Source organism: Phenylobacterium sp. P4_E10 (assembly GCF_056401675.1).
Genome location: NZ_JBFUIW010000028.1, coordinates 1 through 14222, shown reverse-complemented (window position 1 = coordinate 14222; position 14222 = coordinate 1). Strand labels below are relative to the sequence as shown.

Annotated in this window: 16 protein-coding genes; 14 read left to right on the top strand and 2 right to left on the bottom strand. The window is 68.4% G+C overall.

Annotated features, from left to right (window positions below; translation table 11 throughout):
* The 9 genes from AC1DQJ_RS20620 to metK all read left to right on the top strand — a co-directional run.
* A partial coding sequence (locus AC1DQJ_RS20620; protein ID WP_477606804.1) for a GNAT family N-acetyltransferase occupies positions 1–222 on the top strand: 222 nt, incomplete at its 5' end.
* Positions 223–269: 47 nt separating this feature from the next.
* Positions 270–680, top strand: coding sequence for a Fur family transcriptional regulator (locus AC1DQJ_RS20615; protein WP_477606802.1), 411 nt, complete (start codon positions 270–272; stop codon positions 678–680).
* A gap of 60 nt (positions 681–740) precedes the next feature.
* Entirely contained in the window at positions 741–2081 is a 1341-nt protein-coding gene (gene miaB / locus AC1DQJ_RS20610; RefSeq protein ID WP_477606800.1) for a tRNA (N6-isopentenyl adenosine(37)-C2)-methylthiotransferase MiaB, read from the top strand.
* Positions 2078–3028, top strand: a complete 951-nt coding sequence (locus tag AC1DQJ_RS20605; RefSeq protein ID WP_477606799.1) for a PhoH family protein — start codon at positions 2078–2080, stop codon at positions 3026–3028. Before miaB ends, AC1DQJ_RS20605 begins: the two co-directional genes overlap by 4 nt.
* Positions 3025–3471 carry an rRNA maturation RNase YbeY gene (gene ybeY / locus AC1DQJ_RS20600; protein ID WP_477606797.1) on the top strand — a complete coding sequence of 149 codons (447 nt, stop codon included), beginning with the start codon at positions 3025–3027 and terminating at the stop codon, positions 3469–3471. The genes AC1DQJ_RS20605 and ybeY overlap by 4 nt, the downstream gene beginning before the upstream one ends.
* A gap of 57 nt (positions 3472–3528) precedes the next feature.
* Positions 3529–4410 carry a hemolysin family protein gene (locus AC1DQJ_RS20595; protein WP_477606795.1) on the top strand — a complete coding sequence of 294 codons (882 nt, stop codon included), beginning with the start codon at positions 3529–3531 and terminating at the stop codon, positions 4408–4410.
* Positions 4394–5995, top strand: a complete 1602-nt coding sequence (gene lnt, locus AC1DQJ_RS20590; protein WP_477606806.1) for an apolipoprotein N-acyltransferase — start codon at positions 4394–4396, stop codon at positions 5993–5995. Before AC1DQJ_RS20595 ends, lnt begins: the two co-directional genes overlap by 17 nt.
* A 52-nt stretch (positions 5996–6047) precedes the next feature.
* Positions 6048–6458 carry a helix-turn-helix domain-containing protein gene (locus AC1DQJ_RS20585; RefSeq protein ID WP_477606793.1) on the top strand — a complete coding sequence of 137 codons (411 nt, stop codon included), beginning with the start codon at positions 6048–6050 and terminating at the stop codon, positions 6456–6458.
* Between the two features lie 243 nt (positions 6459–6701).
* A complete protein-coding gene (metK, locus tag AC1DQJ_RS20580) occupies positions 6702–7922 on the top strand; it encodes a methionine adenosyltransferase (protein ID WP_477606791.1) in 1221 nt (406 codons plus the stop codon).
* Positions 7923–7950: 28 nt separating this feature from the next.
* Here metK and AC1DQJ_RS20575 read toward each other — a convergent pair whose 3' ends face one another.
* A complete protein-coding gene (locus AC1DQJ_RS20575; protein ID WP_477606789.1) occupies positions 7951–9027 on the bottom strand; it encodes a sensor histidine kinase in 1077 nt (358 codons plus the stop codon).
* A 165-nt stretch (positions 9028–9192) separates the two neighbouring features.
* On the opposite strand from AC1DQJ_RS20575, the gene trmB reads away from it, so the two are divergent.
* The gene (trmB, locus tag AC1DQJ_RS20570) at positions 9193–9870 is read left to right on the top strand and encodes a tRNA (guanosine(46)-N7)-methyltransferase TrmB (protein ID WP_477606787.1); all 678 of its coding nucleotides are present in this window, start codon (positions 9193–9195) and stop codon (positions 9868–9870) included.
* Between the two features lie 43 nt (positions 9871–9913).
* Here trmB and ppa read toward each other — a convergent pair whose 3' ends face one another.
* Positions 9914–10465 carry an inorganic diphosphatase gene (gene ppa, locus AC1DQJ_RS20565; RefSeq protein ID WP_477606785.1) on the bottom strand — a complete coding sequence of 184 codons (552 nt, stop codon included), beginning with the start codon at positions 10463–10465 and terminating at the stop codon, positions 9914–9916.
* A 256-nt stretch (positions 10466–10721) separates the two neighbouring features.
* Here ppa and rimP point away from each other — a divergent pair, with 256 nt between their 5' ends.
* The 4 genes from rimP to AC1DQJ_RS20545 all read left to right on the top strand — a co-directional run.
* Positions 10722–11267: a ribosome maturation factor RimP gene (gene rimP / locus AC1DQJ_RS20560; protein WP_477606783.1), complete on the top strand. Its 546-nt coding sequence runs from the start codon at positions 10722–10724 to the stop codon at positions 11265–11267.
* A 14-nt stretch (positions 11268–11281) separates the two neighbouring features.
* On the top strand, positions 11282–12979 hold the full coding sequence (gene nusA, locus AC1DQJ_RS20555; protein WP_477606781.1) for a transcription termination factor NusA: 1698 nt from the start codon (positions 11282–11284) through the stop codon (positions 12977–12979).
* Positions 12980–12985: 6 nt separating this feature from the next.
* A complete protein-coding gene (locus AC1DQJ_RS20550; RefSeq protein WP_477606779.1) occupies positions 12986–13663 on the top strand; it encodes an RNA-binding protein in 678 nt (225 codons plus the stop codon).
* Between the two features lie 74 nt (positions 13664–13737).
* Positions 13738–14222: IF-2-associated domain-containing protein (locus AC1DQJ_RS20545; RefSeq protein ID WP_477606778.1), on the top strand; the 485-nt coding region annotated here is incomplete at its 3' end.

Here is a 14222-nt window from a genome sequence, read left to right as displayed (position 1 = left end):
GGTCTGGCCCGCGCGCTGGTCGACGCCGCCGCCGGCGCCGCGCGCCTGGCCGGCGCCCAGGCCATGTTCCTGGAGGTCGCCGACGACAACGTCCCGGCCATCGGGCTCTATGAGGCGGCGGGCTTCAGCCGGGCCGGCGTGCGGCGCGGCTACTACCATCGCGGCCTGGCCGGCGCCGCCGATGCGCTTGTCATGCGTCTCGACCTTGGCCGCGAGGTCTAGTCGCCCTATCCTGCGCGCCGAGTGTTCGCTTTCCGAGGAGACTGTTCGTGGATCGCATCGAAAGCCTCTGCATCGAAAAGGGCATGCGCATGACCGAACAGCGCCGCGTGATCGCGCGCGTGCTGTCGGCCGCCCATGACCATCCTGATGTGGAAGAGCTCTACCGCCGTTCCCACGAGGTGGACCCGCACATCTCCATCGCCACGGTCTACCGCACCGTCCGGCTGTTCGAGGAAGCCGGCATCATCGCCCGCCACGACTTCCGCGACGGTCGCTCGCGCTACGAGGAAGCCACCGAGGTCCACCACGACCACCTGATCGACATGAAGTCCGGCAAGGTGGTCGAGTTTGTGGACGAGGAGATCGAAGCCCTGCAGGAAGCGATCGCCCGCAAGCTCGGCTACAAGCTGGTGGACCACCGGTTGGAGCTCTACGGCGTCCCGCTGATCGAGGAGTGATCGCCGCGCCGCGTGGGCCGAAAACTTGCGTGGGGCCGCTCGCAACCCCATAACGCCCGCATGTCCAGCCAAGCGCCGACCAAGCGCCTCTTCATCAAGACCTACGGCTGTCAGATGAACGTCTATGACAGCGAGCGCATGGCCGATGTCCTTGCGCCGCTGGGCTATGGCGTCACCTCGACGCCGGAAGACGCCGACCTGGTGGTGCTCAACACCTGCCACATCCGCGAGAAGGCCACCGAGAAGGTCTATTCCGAACTCGGCCAGATCAAGCTGATGAAGCAGGCCCGGGCCGCGGCCGGGGCCAAGATGACCATCGCCGTGGCCGGCTGCGTCGCCCAGGCCGAGGGCGAGCAGATCATGCTGCGCCAGCCGGCCGTCGACCTGGTGGTCGGGCCCCAGGCCTACCACCAGCTGCCCGAGCTGATCGCCCGCGCTCACCGGGCCCGCGGCGAGCGCCTGGCCGCCGATTTCGCCGCCGACGAGAAGTTCGACGCCCTGCCGGTCGAGCGCAATCCCGAGGGGGTGACCGCCTTCCTCACCGTCCAGGAGGGCTGCGACAAGTTCTGCACCTTCTGCGTGGTGCCCTACACCCGGGGCGGCGAGTGGTCGCGCCCGGTCGACACCGTCCTGGCCGAGGCCCGAGACCTGGCCGCCAAGGGCGTGCGCGAGGTCACCCTGCTGGGTCAGAACGTCAACGCCTATGCCGGGGAGGGCGGTTTGGCCGGCCTGGCCCGCCAGCTGGCGCAGATCGAGGGCCTGGACCGCATCCGCTACACCACCAGCCATCCGGCCGACATGGACGATGCGCTGATCGAGGCCCACGCCGAGCTGCCGCAGCTGATGCCCTATCTGCACCTGCCGGTGCAGGCCGGCTCCGACAAGATCCTCAAGGCGATGAACCGCGCCCACACCGCCGAGAGCTACCTGCGGCTGGTCGAGAAGATCCGCGCCGCGCGACCCGACATCGCCATGTCCGGCGACTTCATCGTCGGCTTCCCCGGCGAGCGCGACGCCGACTTCGAGGCGACGCTCGAACTGGTCCGCCAGGTCGGCTACGCCGCCTCATTCACCTTCAAGTACTCGCGCCGCCCCGGCACGCCGGCCGCCGCCCTGCCGGGCCAGGTGGCCGAGGAGGTCAAGGACGAGCGCCTCGCCCGCCTCAACGCCCTGATCGACGAGCAGCAGCGAGCCTTCAACGCCGCCCAGGTCGGCAAGGTGCTGCCGGTGCTGTTCGAAAAGCCCGGCCGCCATCCCGGCCAGCTTTCCGGCCGCAGTCCCTATCTGCAGGCGGTCCACGCCGAGGGTCCGGATCGTCTGATCGGCCAGATCGTTCCCGTCCGCATCGAGGCCGCCCACAAGATGAGCCTGTCGGGCGTCGTGCAGCTGGAGACCGCGTGAGCCGGCCTGAGTACATCCCGCTTTCCGACGTCGCCGCCCGCGCGGTGGCCGGCGCCGCGAGCCGCCATGCGGCCCTGATCGAAGACGCCTTCAATGTCCTGATCGAGACCCCGGGCGGCGGCGTCTCCATCGACGGCGACGCCAAGTCCCGCGCCGGGGCCAAGCAGGTCGTGTCGGCCCTGGCCGCCATGGCCGACTCCGGCCGCGAGGTCAGCGAGGCCGACGTCCGCGTTGCGATCGGCGCCGGCCGCGCCGGGACCGGCAAGTCGCCGGCCGGCCTGCCCGCCGGCCGCCGTGGCCAGGTCGCGCCGCGCACCCCTGGCCAGGCGCGCTATCTCGACGCCCTCAACAGCTGCGAGCTGGTCTTCGGGCTCGGCCCGGCCGGCACCGGCAAGACCTTCCTGGCCGTGGCCCACGGCGCGGGCCTGCTGCTGCGCGGCGAAGTCGATCGCCTGATCGTCAGCCGCCCCGCCGTCGAGGCCGGCGAGCGGCTCGGCTTTCTGCCGGGCGACATGAACGAGAAGGTCGACCCCTACATGGCCCCGGTCTGGGAGGCGCTCACCGACATCCTCGGCGCAGAACAGTTCCGCCGCCGGCGCGAGAAGGGCGAGATCGAGGTCGCGCCCATCGCCTTCCTGCGCGGCCGCACCCTCAGCCACGCCTTCGTCATCGTCGACGAGGCCCAGAACACCACGCGCCTGCAGATGAAGATGGTGCTGACCCGGATCGGCGAGGGCTCGCGCATGGCCGTCACCGGCGACCCCAGCCAGATCGACCTGGTCAACGCCTCCGACTCCGGCCTGGCCCATGCGGTCGGGCTGCTGGAGGGGGTCAAGGGCGTTGGGGTCAACCGCTTCTCCGCAGACGATATCGTGCGTCATCCGATGGTTGAGCGTATTGTCCGCGCCTACGATGCCGATGCGGCCAAGAGCGGGCGGGCGATTTGATCGATATCGAGATCGAGGACGAGGCCTGGACCACGGGGGCGCCCGACGCCGAGGGCCTTGCCGAAGACGCCGTGCTCGCCACCCTGGCGCAGATCGACTTCGACGGCGGCGCGGTCACCGTGCTGCTGACCGACGATCAGAGCGTGCGCGAGCTCAACGCCCGTTTTCGGGGCAAGGACTACGCGACCAACGTCCTGTCGTTTCCCGCCGTACAGAACCCCGAGGGCCACCTGGGCGACATCGCCCTGGCCTACGGCGTGTGCGCGAAGGAAGCCGCCGAACAGGGCAAGCCGCTGACCCACCACCTCCAGCACCTGGTGGCGCATGGCGTGCTGCATCTTGTAGGATACGACCACGAGACCGACGCCGAGGCCGAACAGATGGAAGGCCTTGAGCGCGTAATCCTGGCCGGACTGGGGGTTCCCGACCCCTATGCGGCTTGACGAAATCACGGGTCGGCGGCGGCTTATCGAAGCCGGCGCCCGACTGGCAAGGAGACCATGGCTAGCTCTTCGGATGGGATATCCAGTCCGCCCGAACCCCCCAGGCGCAGCCGCGGGATTCGGGCGTTCTTTCGCAGACTGCGCCGCGCGGGCGGGGGCGAGGGCCATTCCACCGCGCAGGCTTCGGCCGGCCGGGTCAGCGGTCTGGTCGAACAGGCTGAAGCCTTCCAGACCATGCGGGTCGCCGATGTGATGACGCCGCGCGTCGACATCGTCGCCGTCGAGCTGTCCACGCCGTTCGCCGAGGTGGTCGAGCGGTTCGCCGAGTCCGAACACAGCCGGATGCCGATCTTCCGCGAGACGCTGGACGATCCGGTGGGGGTCATCCACGTCAAGGACATCTTCAAGCTGCTGGCCGGCCGCGGACGCCGACCGGGCCCCAGCGATCTCATCCTTCAGAAGCTGCGCCGAGACGCGCTCTACGTGCCCGGCTCCATGCGGGCCGCCGATCTGCTGCTGCGCATGCAGGCCGAGCGCACCCACATGGCTCTGGTGATCGACGAGTTCGGCGGCACCGACGGCCTCGTGACCATGGAAGACCTCGTCGAGGCGGTGGTGGGCGAGATCGACGACGAACATGACGAAGCGGCCGTCGCGGCGGTCACCCCGCGGCCGGGCGGCGTCTACGAGGTCGACGCCCGCGCTCCGCTGGAGAAGCTCGAGGCCGCCATCGGCGAAGACCTTGCCCCCGGCGAGCTGGACGAGGACATCGACACCGTCGGCGGCCTGGTTTCGGCCCTGGCCGGCCGGGTGCCGCAGCGCGGCGAAGTGATCTCCCACCCTGGCGGCTACGAAATCCAGGTGCTCGATTCAGACGCCCGCCGGGTCAAGCGCGTGCGCTTCTCCCCGGCCAAGGCCGCGGCTGACGAAGAGGCCTGACCTGAAGCCGCCGTCCCCCTGGCTCGCTCGCCTTCTGGCGCTGGCCGCCGGCCTGGCGGCTGGTCTGGCCCACCCCCCGTTCGGCTTGCTGCCGGGGCTGCTCGGCTATGGGCTGATGATGCTGATGGCCGAGACGACCGGGTCGCGCCCACGGCGTTCGGCCTTCTTCCGCGGCTGGCTGGCCGGGGTCGGCTATTTCTCGGTCAGCGTCTGGTGGATCACCGAGGCGTTCCTGGTGGACGCCGCCGCCCACGGCTGGATGGCGCCCTTCGCCCTGCTGCTGATGTCCGGCGGCCTGGCCCTGTTCTGGGGCCTGGCCGCGCTGCTCTATCGGCTGGCGGACGTGTCCGGCCCAGGCCGGGTGCTGGTCTTCGCCGGCTGCTTGGCGCTGCTCGAGTGGGTCCGCGGCCACATCTTCACGGGCTTCCCCTGGAACCTCCCGGGCGAGACCTGGCGAGCCGGCGGCGCGGTCTCGCAGTTCGCTTCCGTCATCGGTTCATACGGCCTCTCCTGGCTGACCATCGCCATCGGCGCAGCCGCCGCGACCCTGCTCGACACGACCGGGCGCCTGCGCCGGTTCACCCCGCCGATCTTGGCCGCCCTGGTCGTCGCCGCGCTGTTCGGCTTCGGCGCCGCGCGGTTGGCCGCTGCGCCGGCCGTGGCGGCGGACGCGCCGCTGGTCCGCATCGTCCAGGCCAATATCGACCAGAAGGAAAAGTGGCGGCCAGAGAACCTCGACGCCATCGTCGACACCTATACGGCCTTGTCGCGCGGCAAGCCCGGCCAGCCGACCCCGCAGATTCTGGTCTGGCCCGAGGGCGCCCTGCCGGCGGTGATCGACAACCTGCTGGCCCCGGGCAGCCCCTATGTGGCCAGGATCACCGCGGCCATCGCGCCGGGCCAGACCCTGCTGCTGGGCGCCAATCGCGCCGGCTTCGGCGAGGCCGGCGGCATCGACTACTTCAACAGCCTGATCGCCCTGCGCCACAACGAGGCCGGGCTGGAGATCACCGGCATCTACGACAAGCACCGGCTGGTGCCGTTCGGCGAGTTCCTGCCGTTCGGCGACCTGGCGACCAAGCTCGGGATCCGCAGCCTGGTACACATGCCCGAGGACTTCACCGCTGGTCCGGACCCGCGACCGATGATCGCCAAGGGCCTGCCGCCGGTGCAGCCGCTGATCTGCTACGAGGCCCTGTTCCCGCGCTTCGTGGAGAACGCCGCCGCCCGCGCCGGCCAGCGTCCGCAATGGCTGCTCAATGTCTCCAACGACGCTTGGTTCGGGGCGACCAGCGGGCCCTGGCAGCACCTCAATATCGCCAGCTACCGCGCCATCGAAACCGGCCTGCCGATCGTCCGCGCGACGCCCACCGGGGTCTCGGCCGTGATCGACGCCCAAGGACGAATCGCCCCCGGGGCGAAGCTGGGTCTCGGCGTGGCCGGCGCCATCGACGCGCGGCTGCCTCCGGCCCGGGCGAAGACCGCCTACTATGACGCCGGTGAAACGGCCTTCGCCATTATGTTGCTTGTTTCACTGGTCATTATCGGACTTCGGCATTCTCGTCGGCGTAGTGAGCGGTATTGACGATTGGTCAGCTTTTTTGACGCGTCGGTCGAGGCTCGGTTAGGGTGAGCCCATGGTCAAGGACCTCGACACTGCACCAAACCCCATCGACATCCACGTTGGGCTGAGAATTCGACTGCGGCGCAAGGAGCTTGGCGTCAGCCAGGAGCGCCTGGCCGAAGCGATTGGGCTGACCTTCCAGCAGGTCCAGAAGTACGAGCGCGCGGCCAACCGCGTCTCGGCCTCGAAGCTCTATGAAATGGCCAGGGCGCTGGAAACCTCCACCGCCTACTTCTTCGAGGGCCTCGCCGACACCGCCACCGCGTCGGTCGGCGACGAACCGGGCGGTCAGGCCCACCTGCAGGCCTTCCTGCTGACGCCCGAGGGCGTCGAGCTGGCCAGCGCCTTCCCGAAGATCCATCCGCCCCGCCTGCGGCGCCGGATTCTCGACTTGGTCCGGGCGATGATCGAGGACGACGACTGATCGCCGCGATCGGCCAAACCCCTTCGATTCGGGTGGATTACCCGGATACTCGAAAAGTGGTATTTTTTCAATAACTTAAACCGCGACGGCCGCTTCGACCGGCTTCCGCTTGGCGCTGTCGCGCCCTCGTCGCCCTCTGACGCCGCTTGCGGGATATAAAGATTTCTTTATAGGTTTTGCCGACGTCAAAAATGGGGCCCGCGCGCGCTGCGCGGCGGCCTGCCCGATTACCGGAGCTAACACTTGAGCCGTTCCTCTTACATCTTCACCAGCGAAAGCGTGTCCGAAGGCCATCCGGACAAGGTCGCCGATCGCATTTCCGATACGGTCGTCGACGCCTTCCTGTCGGTGGAGCCCGAGGCCCGGGTGGCCTGTGAAACGCTGGTCACCACCAACCGCATCGTGCTGGCCGGTGAAGTCCGCGCCAGCAAGCCGGGCGCCTCGAAGGCCGAGAACAAGGCTCTGACCAAGGACATCCTGGCCAGCCTGGAGCCCAAGGTCCGCGCGGCCATCAAAGACATCGGCTACGCCCAGAAGGGCTTCCACTGGGAAAAGGCCAAGTTCGCCAACTTCTTGCACGCCCAATCCGCCGACATCGCCGTCGGCGTCGACTCGACCGAGAAGAAGGAAGAGGGCGCAGGCGACCAGGGGATCATGTTCGGATACGCCAGCGACGAGACCCCGTCGCTGATGCCGGCCACCCTGCAGTTCTCGCACGACATCCTGCGCAAGCTGGCCGAAGTGCGCCATTCGGGCGAGGCCGACTTCCTTGAGCCCGACGCCAAGAGCCAGGTCACGCTGCTCTATCAGGACGGCCGTCCGGTCGAGGTCCTGAAGATCGTCGTCTCGACCCAGCACAAGAAGAAGATCGGCGACCAGACCGTCAATTCCAAGCGCCTGGCCGCTGCCATCAAGCCGTATGTCGAAAGCGTGCTGCCCTCGGGCCTGGTCACCAAGAAGACCAAGTGGCACGTCAACCCGACCGGCCGCTTCCTGATCGGCGGTCCGGACGGCGACGCCGGCCTCACCGGTCGTAAGATCATCGTCGACACCTACGGCGGCGCGGCCCCGCATGGCGGCGGCGCGTTCTCCGGCAAGGACCCAACCAAGGTCGACCGTTCGGCCGCCTATGCCTGCCGCTACCTGGCCAAGAACGTCGTCGCCGCCGGCCTGGCCCGCAAGTGCACCATCCAGATCAGCTACGCGATCGGCGTGGCCGATCCGCTGAGCTTCTACGTTGACCTGCACGGCACCGGCCAGGTCGATCCGGCCAAGCTCGAACTGGCCCTGCCGCAGATGATCGGCGGCGCCACGCCGCGCGCCATCCGCGAGCACCTCGGCCTCAACCGTCCGATCTACGCCCGCACAGCGGCCTACGGCCACTTCGGCCGCACGCCCGACAACGAGGGCGGCTTCTCCTGGGAGAAGACCGACCTGGTCGAACAACTCAAGGGCATTGCCTAAGGCTTGCCGGCCTGGGCGGGTCTCCCGCTCAGGCCACCTCGCGCTCCGGCGCGATCTTGGCGGAAACCGGCGCGAGGATGGTGCAGACCAGTCCCCGCGGCCGGTAGTCCATGTTCACCGAACCCCCAAGCTCCCCGGCCACGCCGCGCTCCAGCAGCCGCGTGCCGAAGCCTGTCCGCGCCGGCGCCGCCAATTGGCTTCCGCCGGTCTCGCGCCAGACGATGCGAGCCGTACGCCCGGCGTCCTCCACCGACACTTCGATCGCCACGTCGCCGCCAGACGCCCAGGCGCCGTACTTGACCGCATTGGTGGCCAGTTCGTGCAGCGCCATGCCGAGCGTCACCGCAAAGCTCGAGTGCAGCTGCAGGTCCACGCCGGAAAAGGTGAACCTCCGGCCGTAGTGCCCGAGCGTGGCCTCGACCAGTTCGCGCAGCGAAGCCTCCGCCCACTGCCGCTTGACCAGCAGGTCGTGGGTCGACGACAGGGCCATCAGCCGCTCGGTGAAGGCGGCCTCGAACTGCCGCATGTCGCCGGTGTGACGCATGGTCTGGCTGGCGATCGATTGCACCGAGGCCAGGGTGTTTTTCACCCGGTGGTTCAACTCGTCCAGCAGCAGCTTCTGGCGGGTCTCGTGCTCGCGCATCTCGACCATTGTGGCCATGGCCCGGCGCAGTTCGGCCAGGGCTTCGTCCCGCTCGGCGATCCGCGCCTCCAGGGTCTGGGCCGAGGGCAGGGCGACCACCTTCGGCAGCAGCGGCCAGAGCGCGATGGCGGTCCAGAGCGAGACCACCGCCGTGGCCGCCTTCAGCAGCGCCTCGATGCCGTAGTCGGCGTTCCACAACGTCCAGACCGCCATGAAGTGCGTCACTCCGCACAGCATGATGAAGGCCACGAACATCCAGACCACCCAGCCGAACTTCACTTCCGGCCGCCGGTAGATGAGCACCGCCAGGGCCAGCGGGATCGAGAAGTAGGCCAGGCCGATGAGGATGTCGGAGACCGCGTGGGTCCAGATGAGTTCCGGCCGCCATAGCAGGCATATGCCGTGCGGGTTCAAGCTGTTGGACGTAAAGAAGTACTGGATGGCGTCCCAGATCCGACCCATGTGACCGCCCCCGAAGCGACCGGATCCAAAGTCGGCCGCCAAAGCCAGGACGATGCCCTCAAGGTTAAGCTTCGGCTAGCCCCAAGGTTGCGACAGATCGACTTGTGCGAGTTTGGCCGGAAACGCGCCATTCACTCGGCGGCGCAGCCGGGTTAGAGGGCGGCGATGGAAGACACCACCCACCCGCTGCTCCGCTCCTACGGCCGGATCAAGTCGCGACCGATCAAGCCGCGTCAGGCCGCCCTGGTCGAAACCCTGCTGCCGCAGCTTCGTCCGCCCGAGGGCCCGTTCGACCCGCGCCAGCTGTTGGCCGGCTCGGCCGAGGCCTGGCTCGAGATCGGCTTCGGCGGCGGCGAGCACATGGCCAGCCAGGCGGCCCGTGCGCCGGAGGTGCTGATCGTCGGCTGCGAGCCGTTCCTCAACGGCGTGGCCAGCGCCGTGCGCCATGTGGCCGAGCAGGAGCTGAAGAACGTCCGCATTCTCGACGGCGACGCGCGCGAGCTGGTGTCGCGGCTGCCGGACGGCTGCCTCGACCGGGTGTTCATCCTGTTTCCGGATCCCTGGCCCAAGGCGCGGCACCACAAGCGCCGGATCGTACAGGCCGACATGGTCGCCGAGCTGGCCCGGGTGCTGAAGCCGGGCGGGCGGCTGCGGTTCGCCACCGACGTCGCGGGCTATGCCGACTGGGCGCTGGAGCGGATCATCGCTTCGCCGCACTTCGACTGGCAGGCCGGGCGCGCCGACGACTGGCGCACGCCGCCGGCCGATCACATCACCACGCGCTACGAGGAGAAGCGCCTGGGCGACTGCGAGCCGGTGTTCTTCGACTTCATCAGAAGGTAGTTGGAAGGTCGTCGCCAAAACCTGCCGGCGACGACCCCTATCGTTACGTTCCGGGCTGGCCCTTGCCAGCGGCCTTGGCGCGCTCGATGCCCTGGCGGATCAGTTCGCCGGTCTCTTCCGGATCGGCCCAGCGGACGATCTCGACGCTCTTGCCCTTCTCCAGGTCTTTGTAATGCTGGAAGAAGTGGGCGATCTGCTCGGTCAGGATGGCCGGCAGGCCGCGCCAGGAATCGACCCCGGCGTAGAACGGGTGAAGCTTGTCGACCGGCACGGCCAGGATCTTTTCGTCGCCGCCGGCTTCGTCGACCATCATCAGAGTGCCGATAGGCCGAACCCGGATCACGGCGCCCGGAACGACCGGGACCGGGCCGACCACCAGCACGTCCATCGGGTCGCCGTCGTCCGACAGGGTGTGCGGGATGAAGCCGTAATTCCCGGGGTAATACATGGCGGTATGCAGGAAGCGGTCGACCATGATGGCGCCGCTGTCTTTGTCGAGTTCGTACTTCACCGGCTCGCCGCCCTGCGGGATCTCGATGATCGCGTTGACGTCGTAGGGCGGGTTCACGCCGGTGGGGATCTTGGAGATGTCCATGGGGAGGAGGACCTTGAAGACGCAGGGAGTAGAGGGCGCCGTCTGTGAACTATTCGGAGCACGCAGGAAAGAGGCGGCGCGCCTCCAACCGACAGGTTTCGCGGTTTCCGTGCAGAAAGGCGCCGGAAGCCAGGGGCTGACAAACCCGCGGTCGCACGCTATAAAGGCTTCACATCGTCCGTTAGCGCTGGATAGCGCATACGAGCGGCAGGCTTCGGCCCGGCCGCTTTTTTGTTGCCGGAGAGCAGCCAAGCTTATGCGTGGCAAGACCGCTGAAGACCATCGGCTCCTGGAGCTCCTCGACCCCGTCGCGGAGGCTGCGGGCTATGAGATCGTGCGCCTGCGCCTGATGGGTGGCGAGGAAACCCGCCGCCTGCAGATCATGGCTGAGACGCCGGAAGGCGACATGGTGGTCGAAGACTGCGCCCGCCTCTCGCGCGCCATTTCCGAGATCATGGACGCCGCCGACCCGATCGCCGGCGAGTACACGCTGGAGGTCTCGTCCCCCGGCGTCGACCGGCCGCTGACCCGGCTGAAGGACTTCACGAACTACGAAGGCCACGAGGCGCGGATCGAGCTCGACCGCGTCGCCGAGGGCCGCAAGCGCTTCCGCGGCGTGCTGGCCGGCGTCGAAGGCGACGCCATCGGCATCGACCTCGAAGGCGAAGACTCGACGGCCATGGTCCCGTTCGAATGGATCGTGGACGCCAAACTCATCCTGACCGACGCGCTGATGAAGCGGGGCGCTGAAGAGCGCGCCACCCGCCTGGGCGCTGAGGCCGATCAAGACACACCCGAGTAAGAGGACGCAAACCGATGAGCCTGACCGGCATTTCAGCCAACCGGCTTGAGCTGTTGCAGATCGCCGAGGCCGTGGCCCGGGAGAAGTCGATCGACAAGGAGATCGTCATCGAGGCGATCGAGGAAGCGATCCAGAAGGGCGCCCGCTCGCGCTACGGCGCCGAGCACGACATCCGCGTCCGCATCGACCCGAAGACCGGCGAGACCACCGTCAAGCGGGTGATCACCGTCATCGACGACGAGGCGACTTACGAGAACGAGGACGGCGTCCCCGAGGAGCCGGTCGGCGTTCGTCGCCTGGCCGACGCCCTGCGCACCGACAAGGACGCCTTCGTCGGCAAGATCTACGAGGAGGTCCTCCCGCCGTTCGAATTCGGCCGTGTCCAGACCCAGATGGCCCGCCAGGTGGTGACCGGCAAGGTCCGCGAGGCCGAGCGCGAGCGTCAGCACGAAGAGTTCAAGGACCGCGTGGGCGAGATCGTCAATGGCGTGGTCAAGCGGGTCGAGTACGGCAACACCGTCGTCGATCTGGGCCGCGGCGAAGGCATCATGCGCCGCGATCAGTCGATCCCGCGTGAGAACTTCAACATCGGCGACCGGATCCGCTGCTACATCTACGACGTCCGTCGCGAGACCAAGGGCCCGCAGATCCTGCTGAGCCGCGCCCACGGCGGCTTCATGGCCAAGCTGTTCGCGCAGGAAGTGCCGGAAGTCTACGACGGCGTGATCGAGATCCGCGCCGTGGCCCGCGACCCGGGTTCGCGCGCCAAGATGGCCGTCGTCTCCAACGACTCTTCGATCGACCCGGTCGGCGCCTGCGTCGGCATGCGCGGCTCGCGCGTGCAGGCGGTGGTGGCCGAGCTGCAGGGCGAGAAGATCGACATCATCCAATGGAGCCCGGACGAGGCGACCTTCATCGTCAACGGCCTCGCCCCCGCCGAAGTCTCCAAGGTGGTGATGGACGAGGAGGACGAGCGCGTCGAAGTGGTGGTGCCGGACGAACAGCTGTCGCTGGCCATCGGCCGCCGCGGGCAGAACGTCCGCCTCGCCAGCCAGCTGACCGGCTGGCAGATCGACATCATGACCGAAAGTCAGGAGAGCGAGCGCCGTCAGCGCGAGTTCACCGAGCGCACCGCCCTGTTCCAGGAAGCCCTGGACGTCGACGAGGTCATCGCTCAGCTGCTGGTCACTGAAGGCTTCGCTTCGGTCGAGGACGTCGCCTATGTCGACGCTTCTGAAGTCGCGGCCATCGAAGGCTTCGATGAGGACACCGCCGACGAGATCCAGACCCGCGCCCGCGAGTTCCTGGACAAGGAAGCCGCCGAGTACGACTCCAAGCGCAAGGCGCTGGGCGTCGAGGATGGCCTGCTGGAGATCGAGGGCGTGACCCTGCCGATGTCCGTGGCTCTGGGCGAGGGCGACGTGAAGACCGTCGAGGACCTCGCCGGCCTGATCCCGGACGACCTGCGCGGCTGGTTCGAGAGCCGCGACGGCGAGCGCGTGCGCGAGCCGGGCATTCTGGAAAGCTTCAACCTCGACGGCCCTGACGCCGAGGCCATGATCATGCGCGCCCGCATCGCCATGGGTTGGGTCGAGGCGCCAGAGCCTGAGCCCGAGCCGGAAGCTGAGGAAGAATACGCCGAGGCCGAAGAGGCCGACGTGGCCGACGTGGCCGTGGCCGAAGCTTCCGCCGACGAAACCCCGGAGGCCTAGTCGCTGGTGGACGTGTCCGACACCATTTCGGCCGGAGCGGCCCCCAAAACCCTCGCGCAGGCCGCGCGGGAGCGGCGGGACATCGTCTCCGGCCAAGTGATGGAAGAGGCTGCGCTCATCCGCTTCGTGGCCGGCCCTGACGGGCAGGTGGTTCCCGACCTGGCGCGCAAGCTGCCGGGGCGAGGCCTCTGGGTCGCCGCCGACCGGGCCTCAGTCGAGGCGGCCGCCAAGAAGGGCTCTTTCGCCCGTGCCGCCAAGGCCAAGCTCACCGCCCCGGCGGGCCTCGCCGACCAGGTCGAAGCCTTGCTGCACAGGCGGCTTCTTGAGGGCCTTGGTCTTGCGAAACGGGCCGGCGATCTTATCTCGGGCTTCGAGAAGGTCGCCGCGGCCGTGTCCGCTGGAAAGGTCGCCTGGCTGGTGGAAGCCGCCGATGGCGCGGCCGATGGCCGACGCAAGATCCTGAATGTGGCCCGCAAGTCACCTAAACCCCCGCAGGTCTGCGGAGTCTTCGACGCCGAGGAATTGGGTTTGGCCTTGGGGGCGGAGAATGTGATACACACCGCCTTCCTTGCGGGGCGCGGCGCCGGTCGCTGGACTGCGGATGTCCGGAGATTGGCTGGCTTCCGCCCGCTCCTTCCCGAGAGTTGGCGCGAGGAAAAGCCTTCTGAGGCGGGCGGAACCTAAGACGGTTTCGCGCGCCTAGAGCTATTGGAATGTCCGTGGTCGGGACCGTCCCGGCCGATATGTAAAGCGAGCGCATGAGCGACGAGAACGACAACGGCCGGACCCCTGGTGGGCGAGCTCCCCTGACCCTCAAGCCCCGCGGGGCTGGATCGGTCAGCGCGGGCACCGTGAAGCAAAGCTTCAGCCACGGCCGCTCCAAGACCGTGGTCGTGGAGACCAAGCGGCAGCGCGCCCACACCGCGCCGTCGGGCAATCTTGCTGCGCCGTCCTCCGCTGAGAAGCGCGCCTTCTCGCCGCAACCGTCCGCGCCGCGTCAGGCCCAGGGCGGTGGTTCGGCCAACGACGGCTCGGGCCTGTCGGCCGAAGAACAACGCGCCCGCCAGCGCGCCATCGAACTCGCCCGCGAGCATCAAGCCCGCCAGGCCGCTGATCAGCGCGCCGGCGAAGAACGCGCTCGCGCCGAGGCTGAGGCTGCTCGCGCCGCCGCCGCCAAGGCCGCCGCTGCGCAGGCCGCCGCGGCTGCGCCGCCGCCGGCTCCCGAAGCGCCGAAGGCCGAGGC

What these genes read in the sequence shown, in the direction of transcription:
- miaB (WP_477606800.1), top strand. Translation starts at nt 741, where the DNA reads ATGTCCAGCCAAGCGCCGACCAAGCGCCTCTTCATCAAGACCTACGGC.
- AC1DQJ_RS20595 (WP_477606795.1), top strand. Translation starts at nt 3,529, where the DNA reads ATGGCTAGCTCTTCGGATGGGATATCCAGTCCGCCCGAACCCCCCAGG.
- AC1DQJ_RS20585 (WP_477606793.1), top strand. Translation starts at nt 6,048, where the DNA reads ATGGTCAAGGACCTCGACACTGCACCAAACCCCATCGACATCCACGTT.
- AC1DQJ_RS20575 (WP_477606789.1), bottom strand. Translation starts at nt 9,027, where the DNA reads ATGGGTCGGATCTGGGACGCCATCCAGTACTTCTTTACGTCCAACAGC.
- trmB (WP_477606787.1), top strand. Translation starts at nt 9,193, where the DNA reads ATGGAAGACACCACCCACCCGCTGCTCCGCTCCTACGGCCGGATCAAG.
- ppa (WP_477606785.1), bottom strand. Translation starts at nt 10,465, where the DNA reads ATGGACATCTCCAAGATCCCCACCGGCGTGAACCCGCCCTACGACGTC.
- rimP (WP_477606783.1), top strand. Translation starts at nt 10,722, where the DNA reads ATGCGTGGCAAGACCGCTGAAGACCATCGGCTCCTGGAGCTCCTCGAC.
- nusA (WP_477606781.1), top strand. Translation starts at nt 11,282, where the DNA reads ATGAGCCTGACCGGCATTTCAGCCAACCGGCTTGAGCTGTTGCAGATC.